This is a genomic window from Mycobacterium sp. GA-1285, from assembly GCF_001499905.1.
In the GTDB taxonomy this organism is placed as follows: domain Bacteria; phylum Actinomycetota; class Actinomycetes; order Mycobacteriales; family Mycobacteriaceae; genus Mycobacterium.
In genome coordinates, this window is the sequence record NZ_LQIS01000011.1 from 26,282 (window position 1) to 44,389 (window position 18,108).

The following is an 18,108-nucleotide window of genomic DNA, read 5'->3' on the forward strand; positions in this document are numbered from 1 at the left end:
GAAATTTCCGGTCGTGATGCGGTGTTCGCGCGCAGCTAATTGGTGACTGCCGGTTGCGAAATGAAATGAGTCCGCCCGCGGATTCGGTGTCCAAACCCGGGATGCGGTGGTTCACCTGCGCTTGTGTCGGCCGAGTGCCACCCTGTGAGACGTGGGCGGGAAGTATCCGAGTGCCGGTGCGGGGGGTCTACCCGTTAAGGACGTGGGCAGGTTGCTGCTGCGCTGCGCCGACCGACCCGGGCTGGTGGCGGCCGTCAGCGCCTTCCTCGCCGCGGCCGGCGCCAACATCGTGTCACTGGATCAACACGCGACCGAACAGTCGGGCGGCACGTTCATGCAGCGCACCATTTTTCACCTGCCGGGCCTGACGGCAGCGCGCGATGAACTCGAACGCGAATTCGCCGAGCAGGTGGCCATACCATTCGGTATGGATTTTCGGCTCACCGAGGCCGCGAAACGCAAGCGGGTGGCGATCATGGCTTCCACAGAAGATCACTGCCTGCTCGACCTGCTGTGGCGCAACCGGCGCGGCGAGCTCGACATGGCCGTGGCCATGGTGATCTCGAACCATCCGGACCTCGCCGATCAAGTCCGGCCCTTCTCGGTTCCGTTCATTCACGTGCCCGCCAGCAGGGAAATCCGCGAGGACGCCGAACATCGCCAACTCGAATTGCTGCGCGGCAATGTCGACCTCGTGGTCCTGGCCCGGTACATGCAGATCCTTACGCCGCGATTCCTCGCCGAGGTCGGGTGCCCGCTCATCAACATCCACCACTCGTTCCTGCCGGCGTTCATCGGCGCCGCGCCGTATCGGCGGGCCAAGGAGCGAGGAGTCAAGCTCGTCGGCGCGACGGCGCATTACGTGACCGAGAACCTCGACGAGGGGCCGATCATCGAGCAGGACGTGGTCCGGGTGGACCATCGGCACAGCGTGGAGGATCTGGTCCGCCTCGGATCGGACGTCGAACGCGTTGTTTTGTCCCGAGCGGTGCTGTGGCACTGTGAGGACCGCGTCATCCGATTCGGCAACCAGACCGTCGTCTTTTAGCCGGCGTCGCCGGTACGAAGGAGAAGTAGTGAAGAAATTCAGCGACCTCGACGAGTTCATCGCGGCGCAGGGCAGCCAACTCGGCCCCACGGACTGGCTCGAAGTCACCCAGGACCGTGTCAACTTGTTCGCCGACGCGACCGAGGACCACCAGTGGATCCACGTCGACCCCGAGAAGGCGGCGAACGGGCCGTTCGGCGCGACGATCGCCCACGGCTTGCTGACGCTGTCGCTGCTCCCGCACTTCTCGCACCAGCTGTACACGGTCGGCAACGTCGCGATGGCGATCAACTACGGCTACAACAAGGTTCGTTTCATCACGCCGGTCAAGGTCGGCGCGAAGATCCGCGCCAGGGCAGAACTGACGAAGATCGACCAGCTCGACGGCGCCGTGCAGTCGACGATGACCACGACGATCGAGATCGAGGGTTCGGAAAAGCCTGCCGCGGTTGCGGAGTCGATCGTCCGCTTCATTCGCTGAGACTTCAGTACTGGGTGGAGCCCTGATCCACCGGAATGGCAGTCGCCGTCATGTGTTTCGACTCGTCGCCGGCCAACCAGCACACCACGTCGGCCACGTCCTCGGGTTGCAGCACCCACGTCGGGAGAAACGGCGTCATCATGTGCTGTAACTGAGGGTTGGTCTCCATCACCTTGGCGATCGCGCTGATCATGTCGCCCGAGCCCATCGCGGTGTTGACCGGGCCCGGGTGCACGCTGTTGACGCGGATCGAGTGCTTTCCGAGTTCGGCGGCGAGCGCACGGGCCATGCCGGTGACGGCATGCTTGCTGGCGGTGTAGTGAACCATGAACGGCTGCAACTTGATTCCCGCGGCCGAGCTGATCAGGATGATGGACCCGCCCCGGCCGCCGTCGACGATGTGCTGGGCACCGGCCCGCACGGTGTTGAAGGTGCCCGTCACGTTGATGTCCATCACGTCGCGGAAATCCTCCGGCGTGATTTCGTCCCACGCCTGAGGGGGCGAGATACCGGCGTTGGCGACGATCACATCGAGGCGGCCGAATTCGGCGACACCCTCGGTGACGATCTCGTTGAGGGTCTCGGCGTCGCGGATGTCGGTCTGCGAGGTGAGGATGCGACGACCGGTGGTCTCGACCAGGCGGGCCGTCTCGGCCAGGTCCTCCGGAGTCGCATGGTCGTAAGGCACGCAGTCCGGAAGCTTTCCCGCGATGTCGACGGCGATGATGTCGGCGCCCTCGGTGGCCATCCGGACGGCGTGTGCGCGACCCTGGCCCCTTGCGGCGCCGGTGATGAACGCGACCTTGTCGGCGAGCCTGTTCATGAGCGCTCCTTCTGCGCTGCCTTGACGAGGTTCGACCCGATGATGAGCCGCTGAATCTCGCTGGTGCCCTCGTAGAGCCGCAGCAGCCGGACATCGCGGTATATCCGTTCGACGGGAACCTCGCGCATGTAGCCACTGCCGCCGTGGATCTGAACCGCGAGATCGGCGACGTCGCCCGCCATTTCGGTGCAGAACAGCTTGGCCGCCGACGGCGCCATCCTGCGGTCCTCGCCGGTGACCCATTGGCGCGCGGTGTCGCGGACCAAGGCGCGGCCGGCCATCACACCGGTCTGCTGGTCGGCGAGCATCGCCTGCACCAACTGGAAGTCGCCGATCGGTGTACCTCCCTGGGTCGCGGTCGCGGCGTAGGCGACCGACTCGTCGAGCGCCCGTTGCGCGGCCCCGACCGCCAGAGCGGCGATGTGTACACGTCCGCGCGCCAACGAGATCATCGCGGCGCGGTAACCGATGTCCTCGCTACCGCCGACGAGCGCTTCGGCGGGCACCCGCACGTCGTCGAAGCTGACGTCGGCGGTCCACGCGCCTTCCTGGCCCATCTTCGCGTCCTTGGCGCCGACCTGGACACCGGCGGTGTCGGCAGGTACCAGGAACACGGCGATGCCCGCGCCGTCCGCATCGGCGGGTCGGCTGCGGGCGAACACGACGAAAAGGTCGGCGGTCGGGGCGTTGGTGATGAACCGCTTCTGACCCGCGATCACCCAATCGTCACCGTCGCGAACGGCTTTGGTGCGAAGGCCCGACGGATTGGAGCCCGCGCCGGGCTCGGTCAGCGCGAAAGAGGCGACGACGTCGCCGGTGGCCATCGGCTCGAGCCAGCGCGCCTTCTGCTCGTCGGTCCCGAACCCGACCAGTACCTGCCCGGCGATGCCGTTGTTCGTGCCGAACATCGAGCGCAGGGCCAGCGAGGTGTAGCCCAGCTCCATCGCCAGCTCGACGTCCTGCGACAGGTTCAGACCCAGCCCGCCCCACTCCTGCGGAATCGCGTAGCCGAAGAGCCCCATCTTCTTGGCCTGCTCGCGAAGGTCGTCGGGCACCCGGTCCTCGGCCAGGATCTCGTGCTCGCGGGGGATCACCGCGGTCCGGACGAAGTGACGGGTCTGCGCCAGGATCTCCTGGAAGTCCTCGTCGCTGACCTCGGACGTCGTCATCCTGTGCTCCTCGTCGCTCTTCTCCGGCGCGAACGTTCGTCAGCGCGAGATTCCTTGGACAGGTCGCGCGGGGAACGTTCGGCACACGCTGAACTGGCGCGATCATATATGAAATATGATGTTCGACTGATGCGGCCCCCGGTGGGCCTTGACCAGCGGAAGGGGTGATCAGGTGTCGCTGTTGACCGGGCAGACGGCGGTCGTGACCGGAGGTGCACAGGGGCTGGGATTCGCGATCGCCGAGCGGTATATCGCCGAGGGCGCTCGAGTGGTACTCGGGGATCTCGATCTGGCGGCGACCGAGCAGGCGGCCAAGCGACTCGGTGGCGAGGACGTCGCGATCGCCGTGCGCAGCGACGTCACGAAAGCCGACGACGTCGAGGCGTTGGTCCGCGCCGCGGTGGAGCGGTTCGGTGGCCTGGACATCATGGTCAACAATGCCGGGATCACCCGTGACGCAACCCTTCGCAAGATGACCGAAGAGCAGTTCGATCAGGTCATCGCCGTGCACCTCAAGGGCACATGGAACGGGCTGAAGGCGGCCGCTCCGGTCATGCGGGAGAACAAGAGTGGCGCCATCATCAACATGTCGTCGATCTCGGGCAAGGTCGGTCTGGTCGGGCAGACGAACTATTCGGCAGCCAAGGCCGGCGTCGTGGGCATGACCAAGGCGGCCGCCAAGGAGCTGGCCCATCTGGGCGTGCGGGTCAACGCGATTCAGCCCGGGTTGATCCGCTCGGCGATGACCGAAGCGATGCCACAACGCATTTGGGACTCCAAGCTCGCCGAGGTGCCGATGGGTCGCGCCGGTGAGCCCGACGAGGTCGCCAAGGTCGCGCTGTTTCTGGCCAGTGATTTGTCGTCATACATGACCGGCACGGTCCTCGAGGTCACCGGCGGGAGGTACGTCTGATGCGCGAGGCCGTCATCTGCGAACCGGTGCGTACGCCGATCGGCCGCTACGGCGGAATGTTCAAGTCTCTGACCGCCGTTGACCTCGGCGTCACCGCACTCAAGGGTTTGCTTGAGCGCACCGGAATCCACCCCGCCGCAGTCGAGGACGTGATTCTCGGTCATTGCTACCCGAGCAGCGAGGCGCCCGCCATCGGACGTGTCGTGGCGCTGGATGCGGGTCTTCCGGTGACGGTGCCCGGTATGCAGGTCGACCGGCGGTGCGGTTCGGGTCTGCAGGCCGTCATCCAGGCCTGTCTTCAGGTTGCCAACGGCGACAGCGACGTCGTGGTCGCGGGCGGCGCCGAGAGCATGAGCAACGTGACGTTCTACTCGACCGACATCAGGTGGGGGTCCAAGTCCGGCGGCGTCATGCTGCACGACTCGCTGGCCCGCGGACGCACGACCGCAGGCGGCAGGAACCATCCGGTTCCCGGCGGCATGCTCGAGACCGCGGAGAACCTGCGCAGGCAGTACGGCATCTCGCGCCAGGAACAGGACGAACTTGCCGTGAGGTCGCATCAGCGCGCGGTGGCCGCCCAGAAGGACGGCATCCTGGCCGAGGAGATCGTGCCGGTGATGGTGCAGACCCGCCACGGGGAGGAGCGGATCGACACCGACGAACACCCGAGGCCCGACACCTCGCTCGAGTCACTGGCAAAGCTGAAACCCGTTCTCGGTAAGCAGGATCCGGAGGCGACGGTCACCGCGGGCAATGCGAGCGGCCAGAACGACGCCGCATCGATGTGCGTGGTGACCACGCGCGACAAAGCCGAGGAGCTGGGGCTGACACCGCTGGTGCGCCTGGTGTCGTGGGGCTCGGCGGGCGTGGCGCCGAATGTCATGGGTATCGGGCCCGTGCCCGCGACGGCGGCCGCGCTGGCCAAGGCGGGGCTGACGTTGAGCGATATCGACCTGATCGAGCTGAACGAGGCCTTCGCGGCGCAGGCGCTTGCCGTGATGCGGGAGTGGAACTTCGGCGAGGCGGACGCCGAACGCACGAACGTGCACGGCTCCGGCATCTCGCTGGGGCACCCCGTCGGCGCGACGGGAGGCCGGATGCTGGCGACGCTGGCGCGCGAACTGACCAGGCGCGGCGCCCGCTACGGCCTGGAGACCATGTGCATCGGCGGAGGCCAGGGGCTGGCAGCGGTGTTCGAGAGGGTAGGGGCATGACCAAACTCGCCCAGACGGTCGGCCTGACCGATGTGCAGACCGAAATCCTGTCCACCGTGCGCCAATTCGTCGAGAAAGAGATCATCCCGAACGCGCCGGACTTCGAGAGGACTGACACCTACCCCCAGGCCATCGTCGATGCGATGAAGGAGATGGGGCTGTTCGGCTTGATGATTCCCGAGTCCTACGGTGGCCTCGGCGAATCGCTGTTGACGTACGCGCTGTGCGTCGAGGAGTTGGCGCGCGGTTGGATGAGCATCTCCGGTGTGCTCAACACCCACTTCATCGTCGCCTACATGCTGCGTCAGCACGGCACCGATGCGCAGAAGCAGCACTACCTGCCGCGGATGGCGACGGGGGAGACGCGCGGCGCCTTCTCGATGTCCGAACCCGAGCTGGGATCCGACGTCGCCGCGATCCGCACGCGGGCGACCCGCAACGACGACGGCACCTATCGGATCGACGGTCAGAAGATGTGGCTGACCAACGGCGGCACGTCGACGTTGATCGCGGTGCTGGTACGCACCGACGAGGGGGCCGACAAACCGCACCGCAACCTGACCGCGTTCCTCGTCGAAAAGCCGGTCGGCTATGGCGAAGTCGCGCCGGGCTTGACGATTCCGGGCAAACTCGACAAGCTCGGCTACAAGGGCATCGACACCACCGAGTTGATCTTCGACGGCTACGAGGCCCAGGCTGACGACATCCTCGGCGAGGCCCCCGGGCAGGGTTTCTTCCAGATGATGGACGGCATCGAGGTCGGCCGGGTCAACGTCTCGGCGCGTGCCTGCGGCGTGGGCATCCGTGCCTTCGAACTCGCCGTGCGCTACGCCCAGCAGCGGCAGACGTTCGGTAAGCCGATCTCCGAGCATCAGGCCATCGCCTTCCAATTGGCAGAGATGGCGACCAAAGTCGAGGCGGCGCACCTGATGATGGTCAACGCCGCCCGGCTGAAGGACTCTGGGGAACGCAACGACGTCGCGGCCGGAATGGCGAAGTACCTTGCGAGCGAGTTCTGCTCGGAGGTCACGCAGCAGAGCTTCCGGATCCACGGCGGTTACGGGTACTCGAAGGAATACGAGATCGAGCGGTTGATGCGCGATGCGCCGTTCCTTCTGATCGGTGAGGGCACGAGCGAGATCCAGAAGAACATCATCAGCAAGCGGTTGCTCGCCGACTATCAGGTCTGACGGTGACAGCATCCGAATTCGCCTTCCGGCCTCAACTCGCCGAGGACGTAGCACGTTTCGTGCGCAAACGCATCTTCGACGGCACCTATGCCGCCGGTGAGTACGTGCGGCTGGACCAACTGGCCGCCGAGCTCGGCATCAGCGTCACCCCGGTCCGCGAGGCGCTGTTCGAGCTGAAGGCCGAAGGGCTGCTCACCCAACAGCCGCGGCGGGGATTCGTCGTGCTGCCGGTGACCGGGCGTGATCTCACCGACGTGTCGAATGTGCAGGCCTACATCGGCGGTGAGCTCGCGGCGCGCGCCGCAGCCAACATCACCGACGAACAACTTCGCGACCTGAAACAGATCCAAACCGATCTGGAAGCGGCGTACGCCGCCGCCGAAGACGAACGAGCGGTACGGCTCAACCACGAATTCCACCGCGCCATCAACGTCGCCGCGGACTCGCCCAAGCTGGCCCAGTTGATGTCTCAGATCACCCGCTATGCCCCCGAGTCGGTGTTCCCGGTCATCGCGGGCTGGCCGGAGCTGTCGAACGATCACCACCGCAGGCTGCTGGGTGCGCTGGAGCAGCACGACGAGGACCGTGCCCGCGCCGAGATGTCCGACCATCTCGCGGCGGGGGCGAAGCCGTTGATCGAACACCTCAGAGCGCGCGGCGTGGTCACCTGACGCGGGCGAGCAGGATATCGCGCAGTGCGCGGACGTCGACCTTGCCCGACGCCTTGCGGGGAATGTCGCCGTCGTTGTCGGTGATGAGCCACACCGTCGGAACCTTGAAGGCGCTCAACCGGTTTCGCGCCTCGGTACGCAACTCGTCGAGCGGACGGCCCGATACCACGGCGGCGCCGACGGCACCGGCGACCTCCGTGACGATCGCGTTGTGCACACCGTCGATCGTGCGCAGTGCCCGCTCGACTTCGCTCGGGTATACCGTCGCGCCGCTGACCTTGAACATGTCATCGCAGCGTCCGTGGTAGAACATGAAGCCGTCGTCGTCGAGATGTCCGAGGTCGCCGGTGGGGTAGAAGCCATCCGGGGTGAATACGTCTTCGCGGCTGCGGCGACATATCCCTCGCATCACGTGCGGCCCGCGAATCTGGATCATCCCGATGGTCCCGGTCGGCACCGGCTCACCGCTGCCGGTGTCGACGATGCGAACCTCCATGCCGTCGAAGGGCTTTCCGCAGCTGCCCCATGCCGAGCGTGGCATGTCGGTGTCGGCGGGGTAGCCGCAGTACGGCCCGAACGACTCGGTCATGCCGAACAAGTTGGCCCGCGCACCCGGCTCTCCGCGCAGATCGGCGGGCAGAAGCGCAGGCAGACTCCCGGGCCGCAATGACGACAGATCGGCTCCGACAGAAGCGGATTGGCGTGCCAGGGCCTCCGCCTGGTCGGGCCAGCCGCGAAACAGCGTGACTCGTTCGCGTTCGACGAGGCGCAGCGTGGACTCCGGCCGGGGAATCTGCTCGGTGATCAGCGTGGCGCCCACCAACAGCGTCGAGAGGATGCCGCTGCCGAACCCGCCGACCCAGAAGAACGGCATCGGCAGATACAACCGGGTGTCAGCGGAGATGCACCGCGCGGACAGGCCCGACCGCACCGCGCCCAGAGCGTTGCCGTGCGAATGGATCACGCCCTTCGGTGGACCACTGCTGCCGGAGGTGAACATGATCACCAGGGGATCGCTCGGGGTCACCGCGGCCGCAATGTCATCGACGGGCGCGGCGTCGCCGGCGGGCAGCCGGTCCGCGTGCCAGACCTTACGCAGGGCCGGAAGATCGGCCCGCTCGGTGGAGATGTCGTCCAGGTACCGGTGGCCGCGGAACTCCTCGACGGCCACGACGAACTGCACCGCCGCCACGCGAAGCTGGGCCGCGAGTTCGGGCGGCTGCAACAGCGTGCTCAATGGCACCACCACGGCGCCGACGCGGGTCAGCGCGATCGCGATCCGCACCCACTCGACGCTGTTGGGCATGATCAACGCGACCCGGCTGCCCTTGCCGACGCCGGCGGTCCAAAAGGCCGCGGCCAACTCACGTGTGGAGGCGTCGAGTTCGGCGTAGGTGATCCTGGCCGACGGGTCGATCACCGCCGCTTTGTCGCCGCGCTCGGCGGCTCGCCGCCGCATCAGCGCGTCGATCGTGTCAGACATCGAAAACCTCTGCCAATCGGGACAAGTCGACCTTTCCGCTGGACAGCACGGGAATGCGGGCAGCGGGCACGGCGGCGAACCGCCGGGGAATCTTGTACGCCGACAACTCGGACTTGAGCCGTTCACGACATCCGGCCTCGTCGAATGACGCGCCGTCCTCCACCGCGATCACCGCGGCGACGATCTGGCCGCGTTCGGCGTCGGGCAGGCCGATCACGTGCGCGACGACGCCGTCGGTCACCTTCGCGATCGCCCGTTCGACCTCCGCGGGTGCGACGTTGGCGCCCGCGGTCTTGATCATCGCGCCGCGGCGGCCGATGAAGTAGAAGAAGCCGTCGGCGTCAGTGCGGACGAGGTCGCCGGTGTGGAACCACCCGTCGACGTCGAAACACTCCTCCCGGCTGCGCTTGTGATACCGCAGCATCATGAACGGCCCGCGCGCGCACAGTTCACCGCCGCCGACCCCCACGGGCGCTCCGGTGTCGGGATCGACGACCTTGACATCGAATCCGGGTACCGGCTTGCCGAACGATCCGCGCCGGTGCTCGGGCTGATCGGATTCATCGGAGCAGGCGAGGATGACGCTGCCGGACTCCGTCATGCCGAGCATCGTATGACGCAGTTCGGGATCGGCGGGCCGGACTTCGGGAGCCATGATCGGGTAGAGGTTGCCTCGCCTGATCGACGACAGGTCGCGGCTGGGCAGGCTGGGGTGGCGAGCGAGGTGGGCGATGCCCGCGACGAAACCGTTGGTCATCGTCGGCTTCTCGGCCTCCAACAGGTCGAGGGTCTCAGCGGGATCGACGGCGTTGGAGCACAACAGCGTTGCACCGGCGAGCAGCGTGGCCAGCACCGAGTAGGCGAACCCGCCGATCCAGAAGAACGGTGAGTTGCTGAACAGCTTGACCTCGGCGGTCAGTCCGCGGATCTCGTTGAGCACCACCTGATGGTCGAGCAGCCCGGCGTGTGTGTGCACGACCCCTTTGGGTGCGCTCGTCGATCCCGAGGTGTAGATTATCGCCAACTCATCGCAGGGCTCGACATCGTCTTCGAGCGCGGCCAGCAGTTCGCCACCGGCCGACTCCGGGGGCTCGGTGTCAACGAGGACGTGACGCAGCAGCGGAAGGCCCGCAATGTCGGTGAGCCGTCGCCGGTAGTCGTGCGAACGGTATGACGCTGTGGCCAAGAGGATCTCGACGTCAGCGTGGCCGAGCTGTTCGCGCATCTCCGGCGCGGTAGCCAGCGTCGAGACCGGGATCACGACGGCGCCGATCCGTGCGATGGCCAACATCGCCACGACGAACGCCGACCCGTTCGGGTACAACACACCGACGTGCGTGCCCTTGCCGGCGCCCAGCGTGATGAGTCCGCGTGCCAGCCGGGCCGACCGGCGTTCGGCGTCGGCATAGCCCAACCGGTCCGTATCGCAGATCAACAGCGGATGGTCACCGCGCGCGGCGGCCTGCGCACGCAGCACAGAGCCAACGGTTCGCTCAGGCATGGCCGACGGTCTCGAAGTGCTGCCGGACCGCGCTGAGGTCGGGTTTTCCCGACGGTGTGCACGGCATCTGCTCGACGATCGCGATGACGCTCGGAATTTCATAGCGGGCCAGGCGGGTTCGCAGGAACTCTTCGAGCGTTGCGGAATCGACGGGCTCGCGCGGCTGCACCATCGCCACCGGTGTCTCACCGAGCCGGTCGTCGGGTCGGCCGACCACGGCGGCGCTGTGCACCGCGGGGTGGGTCTCGAGCGCTGCCCGCACGTCGTCGGGCATGATCTTGAATCCGCCCCGAATGATCGCCTGGTCGGCACGCCCCAGGATCCACACGAACCCGTCCGCGTCGATGCGCGCCATGTCTGTGGTGCGGATCCAGTCCGCTTCCGGGCCCAGCTGACCGGGCTTCACCTCGAGCAGACCGGGCTCATCGGCGCCGAGGGGACGGCCGTCGTCATCGACGACGCGCAGTTGCGCGCCGAGGCTGGCCCTTCCCACACTGCCCCGCTTGGTCTGCCAGTACTGCCGATAATCGGCCAGCGTCCAGCCTGCGACGCCACCGCCGAATTCGGTTGCGGCATAGGACGTCAGTACCGGTATGCCGAACTTCGCGGTGAAGGCGTCGGCGTCCTCGGCTGACAACGGTGCGGTGCCGGAGGTGACCGCCTGGATGCCGGCCAGGTCGTCGCGGGTCAGGTCCGAATGCAACACCGTGCGCAGCGCAGCGGGTACGAGGGACACCGCGCGCGGACGGTGACGTCGCACCGCGTCGGCCCAGCGCTTCAGTTCGAAGCGGTCGAGAAGGACGAATGAGCGCCCCTCGCATACGCATTGCAGAACCCGAAAGACCCCACCGATGTGCACCAGCGGGGCGTTGACGATTGCCACCCCGCTTCGCAACTGCCTCGTCGACGGCGCTTCCTTGAAACCCTCGCCGATCACACTGTGCGCCAACATGTCATAGGTGAGGTCGATCCGTTTGGGTGGCCCGGTTGTCCCGCTGGTCAACATCCGCACCGCGACGCCGATGCGGTTCTCCTCGGGGACAAGCGCGCGAGCCGCGGTCAGGCGGATCGGATCTGAGACCGTCGAGATTGCCACCATGTCGGTGCCCGGGGTGCTCACCAGCCGCGACAGGTCGCCCTGTTCGCCGATCACCACCGGCAGGGCGAGTGCCTGCAGGTCGGCCCGGATGCGGTCGTCGCCGCGCGACGGGTTGACGACCACGACGGTGCCGCCGCCGAGCAGGACGCCGAGAAGACTCGCGACATGAGCCGGCGTGTTACGCAACAGCATTCCCACCTGACGTCCCGTCACCCCGACCCCGTGGATCTGGGCGGCCAGTCCGGCGACCTGGCCCCAGGTGATCCATTCGCCTTCGTATTCGATGGCCGGCGCGTCGGGGTCGAGCGCGAGGACGTCTCTGATGCGTCGGCTGAGCGGGTGATCACCCATCAGCGGATCCTCGGTTCGGATCGCGCGCCCGGGGGCGCCTGGGCCAGCTCGGCCTGCCCCAACGGATTACCCAGCCGGGTGTAGATCAGGTTCTGCTCCATCGCCGCGCGGTACGGCTTCTCCAACGACTCCCATATCGCCTTGACGGTGCCCTGGGTCGCCGACGGCGGCTTGGCGGCGATCCCCGCCGCGATCTCGTGTGCGCGTGTCCACAGGCGGTCGGCGGTCACGACCTCGGTCACCAGGCCCATCTGCAGAGCCGTGGTGGCGCTGACGCGTTCGTCGTTGCCCATCAACGCAATCCGCAGCGTCTGGGCCAGCCCGACGCGCCGCATCAGGCCGATCGGTTCCAGCGCGCATACGAGGCCGGCGCTCACGTGGGAGTCGAAGAAGGTGGCATCCTGCGAGCAGATCACCACATCGGCCTCGTTGAGGAAGTAGAACGCCCCCGCTGTGCACATGCCCTGTACCGCGCAGACGACCGGCTTCCACATCTTCTGCCATTTCGGACTGAGGTGCTCGCCGGGATCCTCGTGGTTCCAGACGTTTCCGGGCTGGCCGTACGGGATCTTGACGTCCAGGCCCGCGCTGAACGCGCGGTCGCCGGCGGCGCGGAGCACCACCGCATGGACGGCGTCGTCGTTCTTGACCAGGTGCCACGCCTGCGACATCTCCTCGCACATTGTGCGGTTGAAGGCGTTCAGCGATTCCGGCCGGTTCAGCGTGATGGTCGCGACGTGGTCGGCGGCGTCCACGTCGACGAGAATGGTCTCGAACGACGGCGTCGTCAAGGTCATCGGCACTGCCAGTTCGGAGTCCGCTTCTCCACGAAGGCCTTCGGACCTTCGGCGGCGTCGTCGGTGCGCACGACCCGCTCACGGAATGTCTCGGCGAGAATCTCCGCCTCGTGCAGCGGCAGGTCGAGCGTCTTGTGGATGGCCAACCGCGTGCCTCGAACCGCGAGCGGGGCGTTGGAGTTCACGATGTCGGCGATCTCGTGCGCGCGCTCGAGCAGCCGGTCGTGCTCCACGACTTCGCTGATCATGCCCAACTCATACGCGCGTTCGGCGCTCATCCGTTCGTGCTTGCCCATCAGCGCCATGCGCAGCGCGATGTTGCGGGGCAGGATCCTGGCCAGCCGGACCATTTCGCGGCCTGCCACCAGCCCGATGCTCACGTGCGGATCGAAGAACGTCGCCTTGTCGGAGGCGATCGCGATGTCGCCGGTGGTGATCCAGTCCAGCCCTGCGCCGCAACACAATCCGTTGACCGCGGTGAGAACCGGTTTGGCCATGCGCCGGAACGGGGGAGTGCCCTCCTGCGGCGCCTCCCACTGTTCATAGGTGGACAGGTATGGCCGCTCGTAGATGACCCTGCCGTCCTCGGGAATCTCCCCGACGTCGGCGCCGGTGCAGAAGGCCCGGCCCGTACCCGTCACGATCAGGATCCAGATGTCGTCGTCGTTCTCGGCTTCGTCGTAGGCGGCGCGGAGCTCGGTGATCATGTGCGGGCTCAGCGCGTTGAGCGCATTCGGCCGGTTCAGGGTGATCGTGGCCTTGTGCCCGTCGACCTCGTACTTGATGTCGTCGAAGTCGGGGTGTGTGGGGGACATTCGTTGTTCCTATCCGTCAGCGCCCGTGGAATTCCGGCGGGCGCTTGTCACGGAACGCCGCCAGTCCTTCTCTGAAATCGGTGGTTCGACACGACAGCTCGACGTTGTAGAGCTCCCGGTTCATGGTGTCGGAAAGCGACGCGTGCTGGCCGTAGTGAATGGACTGTTTGGCCAGGCCGATCGCCACGGTGGGTCCGGATGCCAATCGCTCGACGAGTTCGTCGGCCACTGCGGACAATTCGGGTTCCGGTACGGCGGTGTGGATCAGGCCCCACTCGGCCGCGTCGGCGCCGCTGACCTTCTCGCCCAGCAGCAGCATCCGCTTGGCGCGCGCCAATCCGACGAGCCGGGGCAGCAGCCAGGACGACCCCGAATCGGGGCTGAAGCCGCGGCCGAGGAACGGCTCCCAGAACACGGCGTCCTCTGCGGCCACGGTGAAGTCGGCCGCCAGCGCCAGGTTGCAACCGAGGCCAGCGGCCCACCCGCGAACCGTGCACACCACCGGCAGGTGAAGGGTGTGGACCAGTTCGACCACCCGATGCGCGGTGTGGGGTTGGCGGCGGACGATGTCGCCGGTGCGGGGGCGCGGGTCACCGGCGTTGGACGCCACCCAGTCGACGCCCGCACAGAAATCCGATCCGCCGCCGCAGATATGGACGGCGCGCAGCGAGTCGTCGGTGGCGGCGGCGGTCAACGTCGTCACCAACGTGTCGGTCATGCTGCGGCTCAACGCGTTACGGCGCGACGGGCGGCTCAGCGTGATACGCAGAACCGCGTCGTCGCGCGACGTCTCAACCACGCCGTCGTCGGCCGCATCGGTCACCGTTGAATCCGCCAATCTCGAGCTATACGGTTAGACATACAGTATTGCTATCTTGTACAAGTTAGCAAGGACAGCGGTCGAAAAGACGTCGCCGCCGACGAGAGGCCACCGATGGCACAGGACACGCCCAGTTACGGCGAGCAACCGCTGGCGCAGACCGTCGCCGCCGCGGGCGCCCTCCGCCGGCTGAGCGGCCTGTTGCTCTCGTTGGAGCACGAGCACCCCACCGTCGACGTAATGCTGCGCCAGATCGACGACTGGGAACGCGAACTCGCCGCCGCGGCACCCGCTGATCCGACGCCCCGGATCGGTCCCGACGCCACGGAGTCGCAACGCGTCTACCTCGACCACGCCTTCGACATCGGCGCGTACAACCCGGCGTTTCCCGAATACACCGTCGACCAGTTGGGCGCCGACACCGCGTCGGGCAGGGTCACGTTCCCGGTCGTCTTCGAAGGTCCACCGGGGTTGGTCAACGGGGGATTCGTCGCGGTGTTCTTCGACTGCGTGACCCAGCACCACAGCTGCGCGATGGGCCGTACCGGCAAGACCCGCTCGCTGACCGTCACCTTCCGTAGGCCGACACCGATCCTCACCGAGCTTAGATTCGACGTGAACCGCGTGGAGGCCGACGGCCGCGTGACATCCACGGCGCGGCTGCTGCTCGGAGACGAGGTGTTGTGCGTCGGCGAGTTCAACACGTCGGCGTCCTCACCCGAGCGGCTGTCTGTGTTCGAGTTCGGGAAGCGCCGGACGAGATGACCAGCGCGCACAGGATTCGTCAACCCCGGGTGGCAGAGATCATCGCCGCACGGCTTCGCGACGACATCCTGTCCGGGCGGCTCAAGGAGGGCGACGTGCTGCCGTCCCAAGACGGCCTGCTCGCCGAGTTCGGAGTCAGCCCGCCGGCCCTGCGTGAGGCGATCCACATCCTGGAGACCGACGGGCTGATCTCGGTGCGGCGGGGCAACATGGGCGGTGCAGTCGTGCATCAGCCCTCGGCAGACCGGACCGCCCACATGATCAGCATGGTGTTGCAGGCACGCTCTGCTACACCCGCGGACGTCAGCGGCGCACTGCTGCACCTCGAACCTATCTGCGCGAGCATGTGCGCCGCCAGGGCCGACCGCATGACCGAGGTCGTCCCCTACCTCGAAGGCGAAATACAAAGGCAAATCGACGAATTCGACGATCCGGCACGGTATGTCCCCAATGCCCGCCGGTTCCACGAAACCGTCGTCTCCCGCTGCGGCAACGAGCCGATGATTCTGTTGATCGGTTCGTTGGAGCTGATCTGGTCGGCGCACGAGTCGTCGGTGTGGGGCGACGAGACCGGCGCCGATCCGATGAACGACAAGACGATGCGGGCCGCGCTGAGGGATCACCAACGCCTGCTCGACGCTATCCGTGACGGCAACCAGGCCCGTGCGGCACGGTTGGCCGCCGAACACCTCGCGGTCGCGCGCCGCAACACGCTTGCTGCCGGAACGGACAAAACCATTGAGGCCAAGCTCATCTACGACGTTCAGTGAGGACACTCCATGACCACCGCCGACGACCGCGTGCTGTTCGATGTCGACCGCGACAAGCGGATCGCGACCATCACGCTGAACAACCCCGCGCAGCGCAACTCCTACGACGCGGCGATGCGCGAGACCATCGGCCGTTACCTCGACGAGGTCGCCGAGGACGACGACATCACGGTCGTCCTGTTGCGCGGCGCCGACGGAGTCTTCAGCACCGGCGCCGATATGAACAACGCGTACGGCTGGTATGGCGATGTGGGGGCACCTCCCGCCCGAAGGGCAGGGGGACGCTCGCGCGATGAGCGCTCGGCGCAGGCTAAGCGGCGCCCGAGCCAACGCCGTCGGCTGACCGTCGACCGCAAGTCCTTCGGCTTCTACCACAACTTCATGGGCTTCCCGAAGGTCACGGTGGGGGAGATCAGCGGCTACGCCCTCGGCGGCGGCTTCGAGATGGCGCTGATGACCGACATCTCCGTCATCGCCCGCACCACCAAGATCGGCATGCCGGCCACCCGGTTCCTCGGACCCGCGCTCGGCAGCCTGCACATGTTCTTTCACCGGCTGGGCCCGGTCCTGGCTCGCCGGCTGCTGTTGACCGGCGACATCATCGAGGCCGGCGCGGTCGAGCACCTCGGCGTCTTCACTGAGACCTGCGAGGCCCACCAGGTGACCAAGCGTGCCCGCTACTGGGCCGAGAAGGCCGCCAAGATGCCCGCCGACGGCGTGGTGATCGCCAAGGAAGCGTTCCGCCTCGTCGAGCAGAGCCAGGCCTACCAGGGCGAGGAGGTGGCGAGCTACCTGTTCCACGCGTACGGGACGAACCTGCAGTTCGCAGAGGGCGAGTTCAACTTCGTCAAGACCCGCGCGCAGCACGGGACCAAGGAAGCGTTCCGGCTGCGTGACGAGCATTTCCACGTACCTGAGCCCGAGTAGCGGGGTCCGCTACACTATCTGCTAGTTTTGTAAAGCCGCTAACGTCGAAACCCGAGGTAGAAACATGGGAACACCCGTCATCGTCGGTGCCGCCAGGACCGCCATCGGCCGCTCGTTCAAGGGCACGCTGGTCAACACCCCGCCGGAGACGCTGATCACCACCGTCCTGCCGGAGGTGATCCGCCGCTCGGGTATCGACCCCAACGACATCGATGACCTGATCTTCGCCGAATCCCATTATGGCGGTGGGGATTTGGCCCGCTACGCGGCCGACGCCTGTGGGCTGCCCGACGTTCCGGGCCAGTCGGTGAACCGGCACTGCGCAGGCAGCCTCACCGCGATCGGCAACGCGGCAGCTCAGATCGGTTCCGGCATGGAGCGCGCGCTGATCGCCGGCGGTGTGCAGTCGCTGTCGATGACACCCCTGGTGAACTGGCGCATCCCGGGCCCCGAGCTGAAGTTCGAAGAGAAGTGGATGCCGCCCACCCACGTCGAGACGCCGGACGCGCCGACGCGCGACATGTCCATCACCGTCGGCTGGAACACCGCGCAAGCGGTCGGCATCACCCGCGAGGAGATGGACGCCTGGGCGGCGCGCTCGCATGAGCGCGCGATCGCCGCCATTGACGCGGGCAAGTTCGTCGACGAGATCGTGCCGTTGAAGGTTCAGCAGTTCGACGGGTCGGTCACCGAGTTCAGCGTCGACGAGCATCCGCGCCGCGACACCACGGTCGAGAAGCTGGCCGGCCTCAAACCGCTGCACCCCGAGATCGAGGGCTTCTCGATCACCGCGGGCAACAGCAGCGGCACCAACGACGCGGCGGCCGCGCTGGCGCTCGTCGACAATGACTACGCCGACGCCAACAACCTCACCAAGCTGGCGACCGTGAAAGCGTGGGCCGCTGCGGGTGTGGCGCCGCGCGACTGCGGACTCGGTGCGGTCAAGGTGATCGGCAAGGTGCTCGACCGCGCCGGCCTCAAGCCGTCCGACGTCACGCTGTGGGAGATCAACGAGGCGTTCGCGTCGGTGCCGATCGCAGCGTGCCGCGAGCACGGCATCGACGAGGAGCTGGTGAACTTCTCCGGAAGTGGTTGCAGCCTCGGCCATCCCATCGCCGCCTCGGGCGCGCGGATGGTCACCACGCTGGTCTACGAATTGCAGCGTCGCGGCGGCGGCATCGGTGTCGCTGCGATGTGCGCCGGCGGCGGCCAGGGCGGCGCGGTCGTCATCGAGGTCTAGTTCCGAGGTCTAACGCGCCGCCGCTCGATTG

The 18,108-nt window shown here is 66.8% G+C and carries 18 protein-coding genes; 10 read left to right on the top strand and 8 right to left on the bottom strand.

Annotation, left to right across the window (positions count from 1 at the left end; translation table 11 throughout):
- The first annotated feature begins 151 nt into the window (after nucleotides 1-151).
- Together purU and AU193_RS08415 are read left to right on the top strand one after the other, a co-directional pair.
- Complete coding sequence (gene purU, locus AU193_RS08410) at nucleotides 152-1,048, top strand: formyltetrahydrofolate deformylase (RefSeq protein WP_064421916.1); 897 nt, start codon at nucleotides 152-154, stop codon at nucleotides 1,046-1,048.
- Between the two features lie 28 nt (nucleotides 1,049-1,076).
- On the top strand, nucleotides 1,077-1,529 hold the full coding sequence (locus tag AU193_RS08415) for a MaoC family dehydratase (protein ID WP_064421917.1): 453 nt from the start codon (nucleotides 1,077-1,079) through the stop codon (nucleotides 1,527-1,529).
- A 4-nt stretch (nucleotides 1,530-1,533) separates the two neighbouring features.
- Here the strand turns inward: AU193_RS08415 and AU193_RS08420 are convergent, their stop codons facing one another.
- Nucleotides 1,534-2,352 (bottom strand): mycofactocin-coupled SDR family oxidoreductase, encoded by an 819-nt coding sequence (locus tag AU193_RS08420; protein WP_064421918.1) that lies wholly within the window; start codon nucleotides 2,350-2,352, stop codon nucleotides 1,534-1,536.
- The gene (locus AU193_RS08425; RefSeq protein WP_064421919.1) at nucleotides 2,349-3,521 is read right to left on the bottom strand and encodes an acyl-CoA dehydrogenase family protein; all 1,173 of its coding nucleotides are present in this window, start codon (nucleotides 3,519-3,521) and stop codon (nucleotides 2,349-2,351) included. The genes AU193_RS08420 and AU193_RS08425 overlap by 4 nt, the downstream gene beginning before the upstream one ends.
- A gap of 172 nt (nucleotides 3,522-3,693) precedes the next feature.
- Here AU193_RS08425 and fabG point away from each other — a divergent pair, with 172 nt between their 5' ends.
- From fabG to AU193_RS08445, 4 genes are read left to right on the top strand one after another with little or no spacing between them, the layout of a single operon-like run.
- Complete coding sequence (gene fabG / locus AU193_RS08430) at nucleotides 3,694-4,434, top strand: 3-oxoacyl-ACP reductase FabG (RefSeq protein WP_064421920.1); 741 nt, start codon at nucleotides 3,694-3,696, stop codon at nucleotides 4,432-4,434.
- Nucleotides 4,434-5,648 carry an acetyl-CoA C-acetyltransferase gene (locus AU193_RS08435; RefSeq protein WP_064421921.1) on the top strand — a complete coding sequence of 405 codons (1,215 nt, stop codon included), beginning with the start codon at nucleotides 4,434-4,436 and terminating at the stop codon, nucleotides 5,646-5,648. The genes fabG and AU193_RS08435 overlap by 1 nt, the downstream gene beginning before the upstream one ends.
- Nucleotides 5,645-6,838, top strand: a complete 1,194-nt coding sequence (locus AU193_RS08440; RefSeq protein WP_064421922.1) for an acyl-CoA dehydrogenase family protein — start codon at nucleotides 5,645-5,647, stop codon at nucleotides 6,836-6,838. Before AU193_RS08435 ends, AU193_RS08440 begins: the two co-directional genes overlap by 4 nt.
- Before the next feature lie 2 nt (nucleotides 6,839-6,840).
- Nucleotides 6,841-7,509, top strand: coding sequence for a GntR family transcriptional regulator (locus tag AU193_RS08445; protein WP_064421923.1), 669 nt, complete (start codon nucleotides 6,841-6,843; stop codon nucleotides 7,507-7,509).
- Here AU193_RS08445 and AU193_RS08450 read toward each other — a convergent pair.
- The 6 genes from AU193_RS08450 to AU193_RS08475 are packed head-to-tail and all read right to left on the bottom strand — an operon-like array spanning nucleotide 7,502 to nucleotide 14,393.
- Nucleotides 7,502-8,992, bottom strand: coding sequence for a class I adenylate-forming enzyme family protein (locus tag AU193_RS08450; protein ID WP_064421924.1), 1,491 nt, complete (start codon nucleotides 8,990-8,992; stop codon nucleotides 7,502-7,504). The two genes, AU193_RS08445 and AU193_RS08450, sit on opposite strands and share 8 nt — an antisense overlap.
- Nucleotides 8,985-10,493, bottom strand: a complete 1,509-nt coding sequence (locus AU193_RS08455; protein WP_064421925.1) for a class I adenylate-forming enzyme family protein — start codon at nucleotides 10,491-10,493, stop codon at nucleotides 8,985-8,987. The genes AU193_RS08450 and AU193_RS08455 overlap by 8 nt, the downstream gene beginning before the upstream one ends.
- Complete coding sequence (locus tag AU193_RS08460; protein ID WP_064421926.1) at nucleotides 10,486-11,943, bottom strand: class I adenylate-forming enzyme family protein; 1,458 nt, start codon at nucleotides 11,941-11,943, stop codon at nucleotides 10,486-10,488. The genes AU193_RS08455 and AU193_RS08460 overlap by 8 nt, the downstream gene beginning before the upstream one ends.
- Entirely contained in the window at nucleotides 11,943-12,740 is a 798-nt protein-coding gene (locus AU193_RS08465; protein ID WP_064421995.1) for an enoyl-CoA hydratase/isomerase family protein, read from the bottom strand. The genes AU193_RS08460 and AU193_RS08465 overlap by 1 nt, the downstream gene beginning before the upstream one ends.
- Nucleotides 12,737-13,555, bottom strand: coding sequence for an enoyl-CoA hydratase/isomerase family protein (locus tag AU193_RS08470; RefSeq protein ID WP_064421927.1), 819 nt, complete (start codon nucleotides 13,553-13,555; stop codon nucleotides 12,737-12,739). Before AU193_RS08470 ends, AU193_RS08465 begins: the two co-directional genes overlap by 4 nt.
- Before the next feature lie 16 nt (nucleotides 13,556-13,571).
- Nucleotides 13,572-14,393: an enoyl-CoA hydratase/isomerase family protein gene (locus AU193_RS08475; protein ID WP_253867691.1), complete on the bottom strand. Its 822-nt coding sequence runs from the start codon at nucleotides 14,391-14,393 to the stop codon at nucleotides 13,572-13,574.
- Between the two features lie 96 nt (nucleotides 14,394-14,489).
- On the opposite strand from AU193_RS08475, the gene AU193_RS08480 reads away from it, so the two are divergent.
- From AU193_RS08480 to AU193_RS08495, 4 genes are all read left to right on the top strand, one after another.
- The gene (locus AU193_RS08480; RefSeq protein ID WP_064421929.1) at nucleotides 14,490-15,140 is read left to right on the top strand and encodes a hypothetical protein; all 651 of its coding nucleotides are present in this window, start codon (nucleotides 14,490-14,492) and stop codon (nucleotides 15,138-15,140) included.
- A complete protein-coding gene (locus tag AU193_RS08485; RefSeq protein WP_064421930.1) occupies nucleotides 15,137-15,910 on the top strand; it encodes a FadR/GntR family transcriptional regulator in 774 nt (257 codons plus the stop codon). The genes AU193_RS08480 and AU193_RS08485 overlap by 4 nt, the downstream gene beginning before the upstream one ends.
- A 9-nt stretch (nucleotides 15,911-15,919) precedes the next feature.
- Nucleotides 15,920-16,837: an enoyl-CoA hydratase/isomerase family protein gene (locus AU193_RS08490; protein ID WP_064421931.1), complete on the top strand. Its 918-nt coding sequence runs from the start codon at nucleotides 15,920-15,922 to the stop codon at nucleotides 16,835-16,837.
- Between the two features lie 64 nt (nucleotides 16,838-16,901).
- Complete coding sequence (locus AU193_RS08495) at nucleotides 16,902-18,077, top strand: thiolase family protein (RefSeq protein WP_064421932.1); 1,176 nt, start codon at nucleotides 16,902-16,904, stop codon at nucleotides 18,075-18,077.
- Nucleotides 18,078-18,108 lie beyond the last annotated feature (31 nt).

What these genes read in the sequence shown, in the direction of transcription:
- AU193_RS08480 (WP_064421929.1), top strand. Translation starts at nt 14,490, where the DNA reads ATGGCACAGGACACGCCCAGTTACGGCGAGCAACCGCTGGCGCAGACC.
- AU193_RS08470 (WP_064421927.1), bottom strand. Translation starts at nt 13,555, where the DNA reads ATGTCCCCCACACACCCCGACTTCGACGACATCAAGTACGAGGTCGAC.
- AU193_RS08435 (WP_064421921.1), top strand. Translation starts at nt 4,434, where the DNA reads ATGCGCGAGGCCGTCATCTGCGAACCGGTGCGTACGCCGATCGGCCGC.
- AU193_RS08465 (WP_064421995.1), bottom strand. Translation starts at nt 12,740, where the DNA reads ATGACCTTGACGACGCCGTCGTTCGAGACCATTCTCGTCGACGTGGAC.
- AU193_RS08455 (WP_064421925.1), bottom strand. Translation starts at nt 10,493, where the DNA reads ATGCCTGAGCGAACCGTTGGCTCTGTGCTGCGTGCGCAGGCCGCCGCG.
- AU193_RS08450 (WP_064421924.1), bottom strand. Translation starts at nt 8,992, where the DNA reads ATGTCTGACACGATCGACGCGCTGATGCGGCGGCGAGCCGCCGAGCGC.
- AU193_RS08425 (WP_064421919.1), bottom strand. Translation starts at nt 3,521, where the DNA reads ATGACGACGTCCGAGGTCAGCGACGAGGACTTCCAGGAGATCCTGGCG.
- AU193_RS08490 (WP_064421931.1), top strand. Translation starts at nt 15,920, where the DNA reads ATGACCACCGCCGACGACCGCGTGCTGTTCGATGTCGACCGCGACAAG.
- AU193_RS08460 (WP_064421926.1), bottom strand. Translation starts at nt 11,943, where the DNA reads ATGGGTGATCACCCGCTCAGCCGACGCATCAGAGACGTCCTCGCGCTC.
- AU193_RS08440 (WP_064421922.1), top strand. Translation starts at nt 5,645, where the DNA reads ATGACCAAACTCGCCCAGACGGTCGGCCTGACCGATGTGCAGACCGAA.
- AU193_RS08495 (WP_064421932.1), top strand. Translation starts at nt 16,902, where the DNA reads ATGGGAACACCCGTCATCGTCGGTGCCGCCAGGACCGCCATCGGCCGC.
- AU193_RS08420 (WP_064421918.1), bottom strand. Translation starts at nt 2,352, where the DNA reads ATGAACAGGCTCGCCGACAAGGTCGCGTTCATCACCGGCGCCGCAAGG.
- AU193_RS08485 (WP_064421930.1), top strand. Translation starts at nt 15,137, where the DNA reads ATGACCAGCGCGCACAGGATTCGTCAACCCCGGGTGGCAGAGATCATC.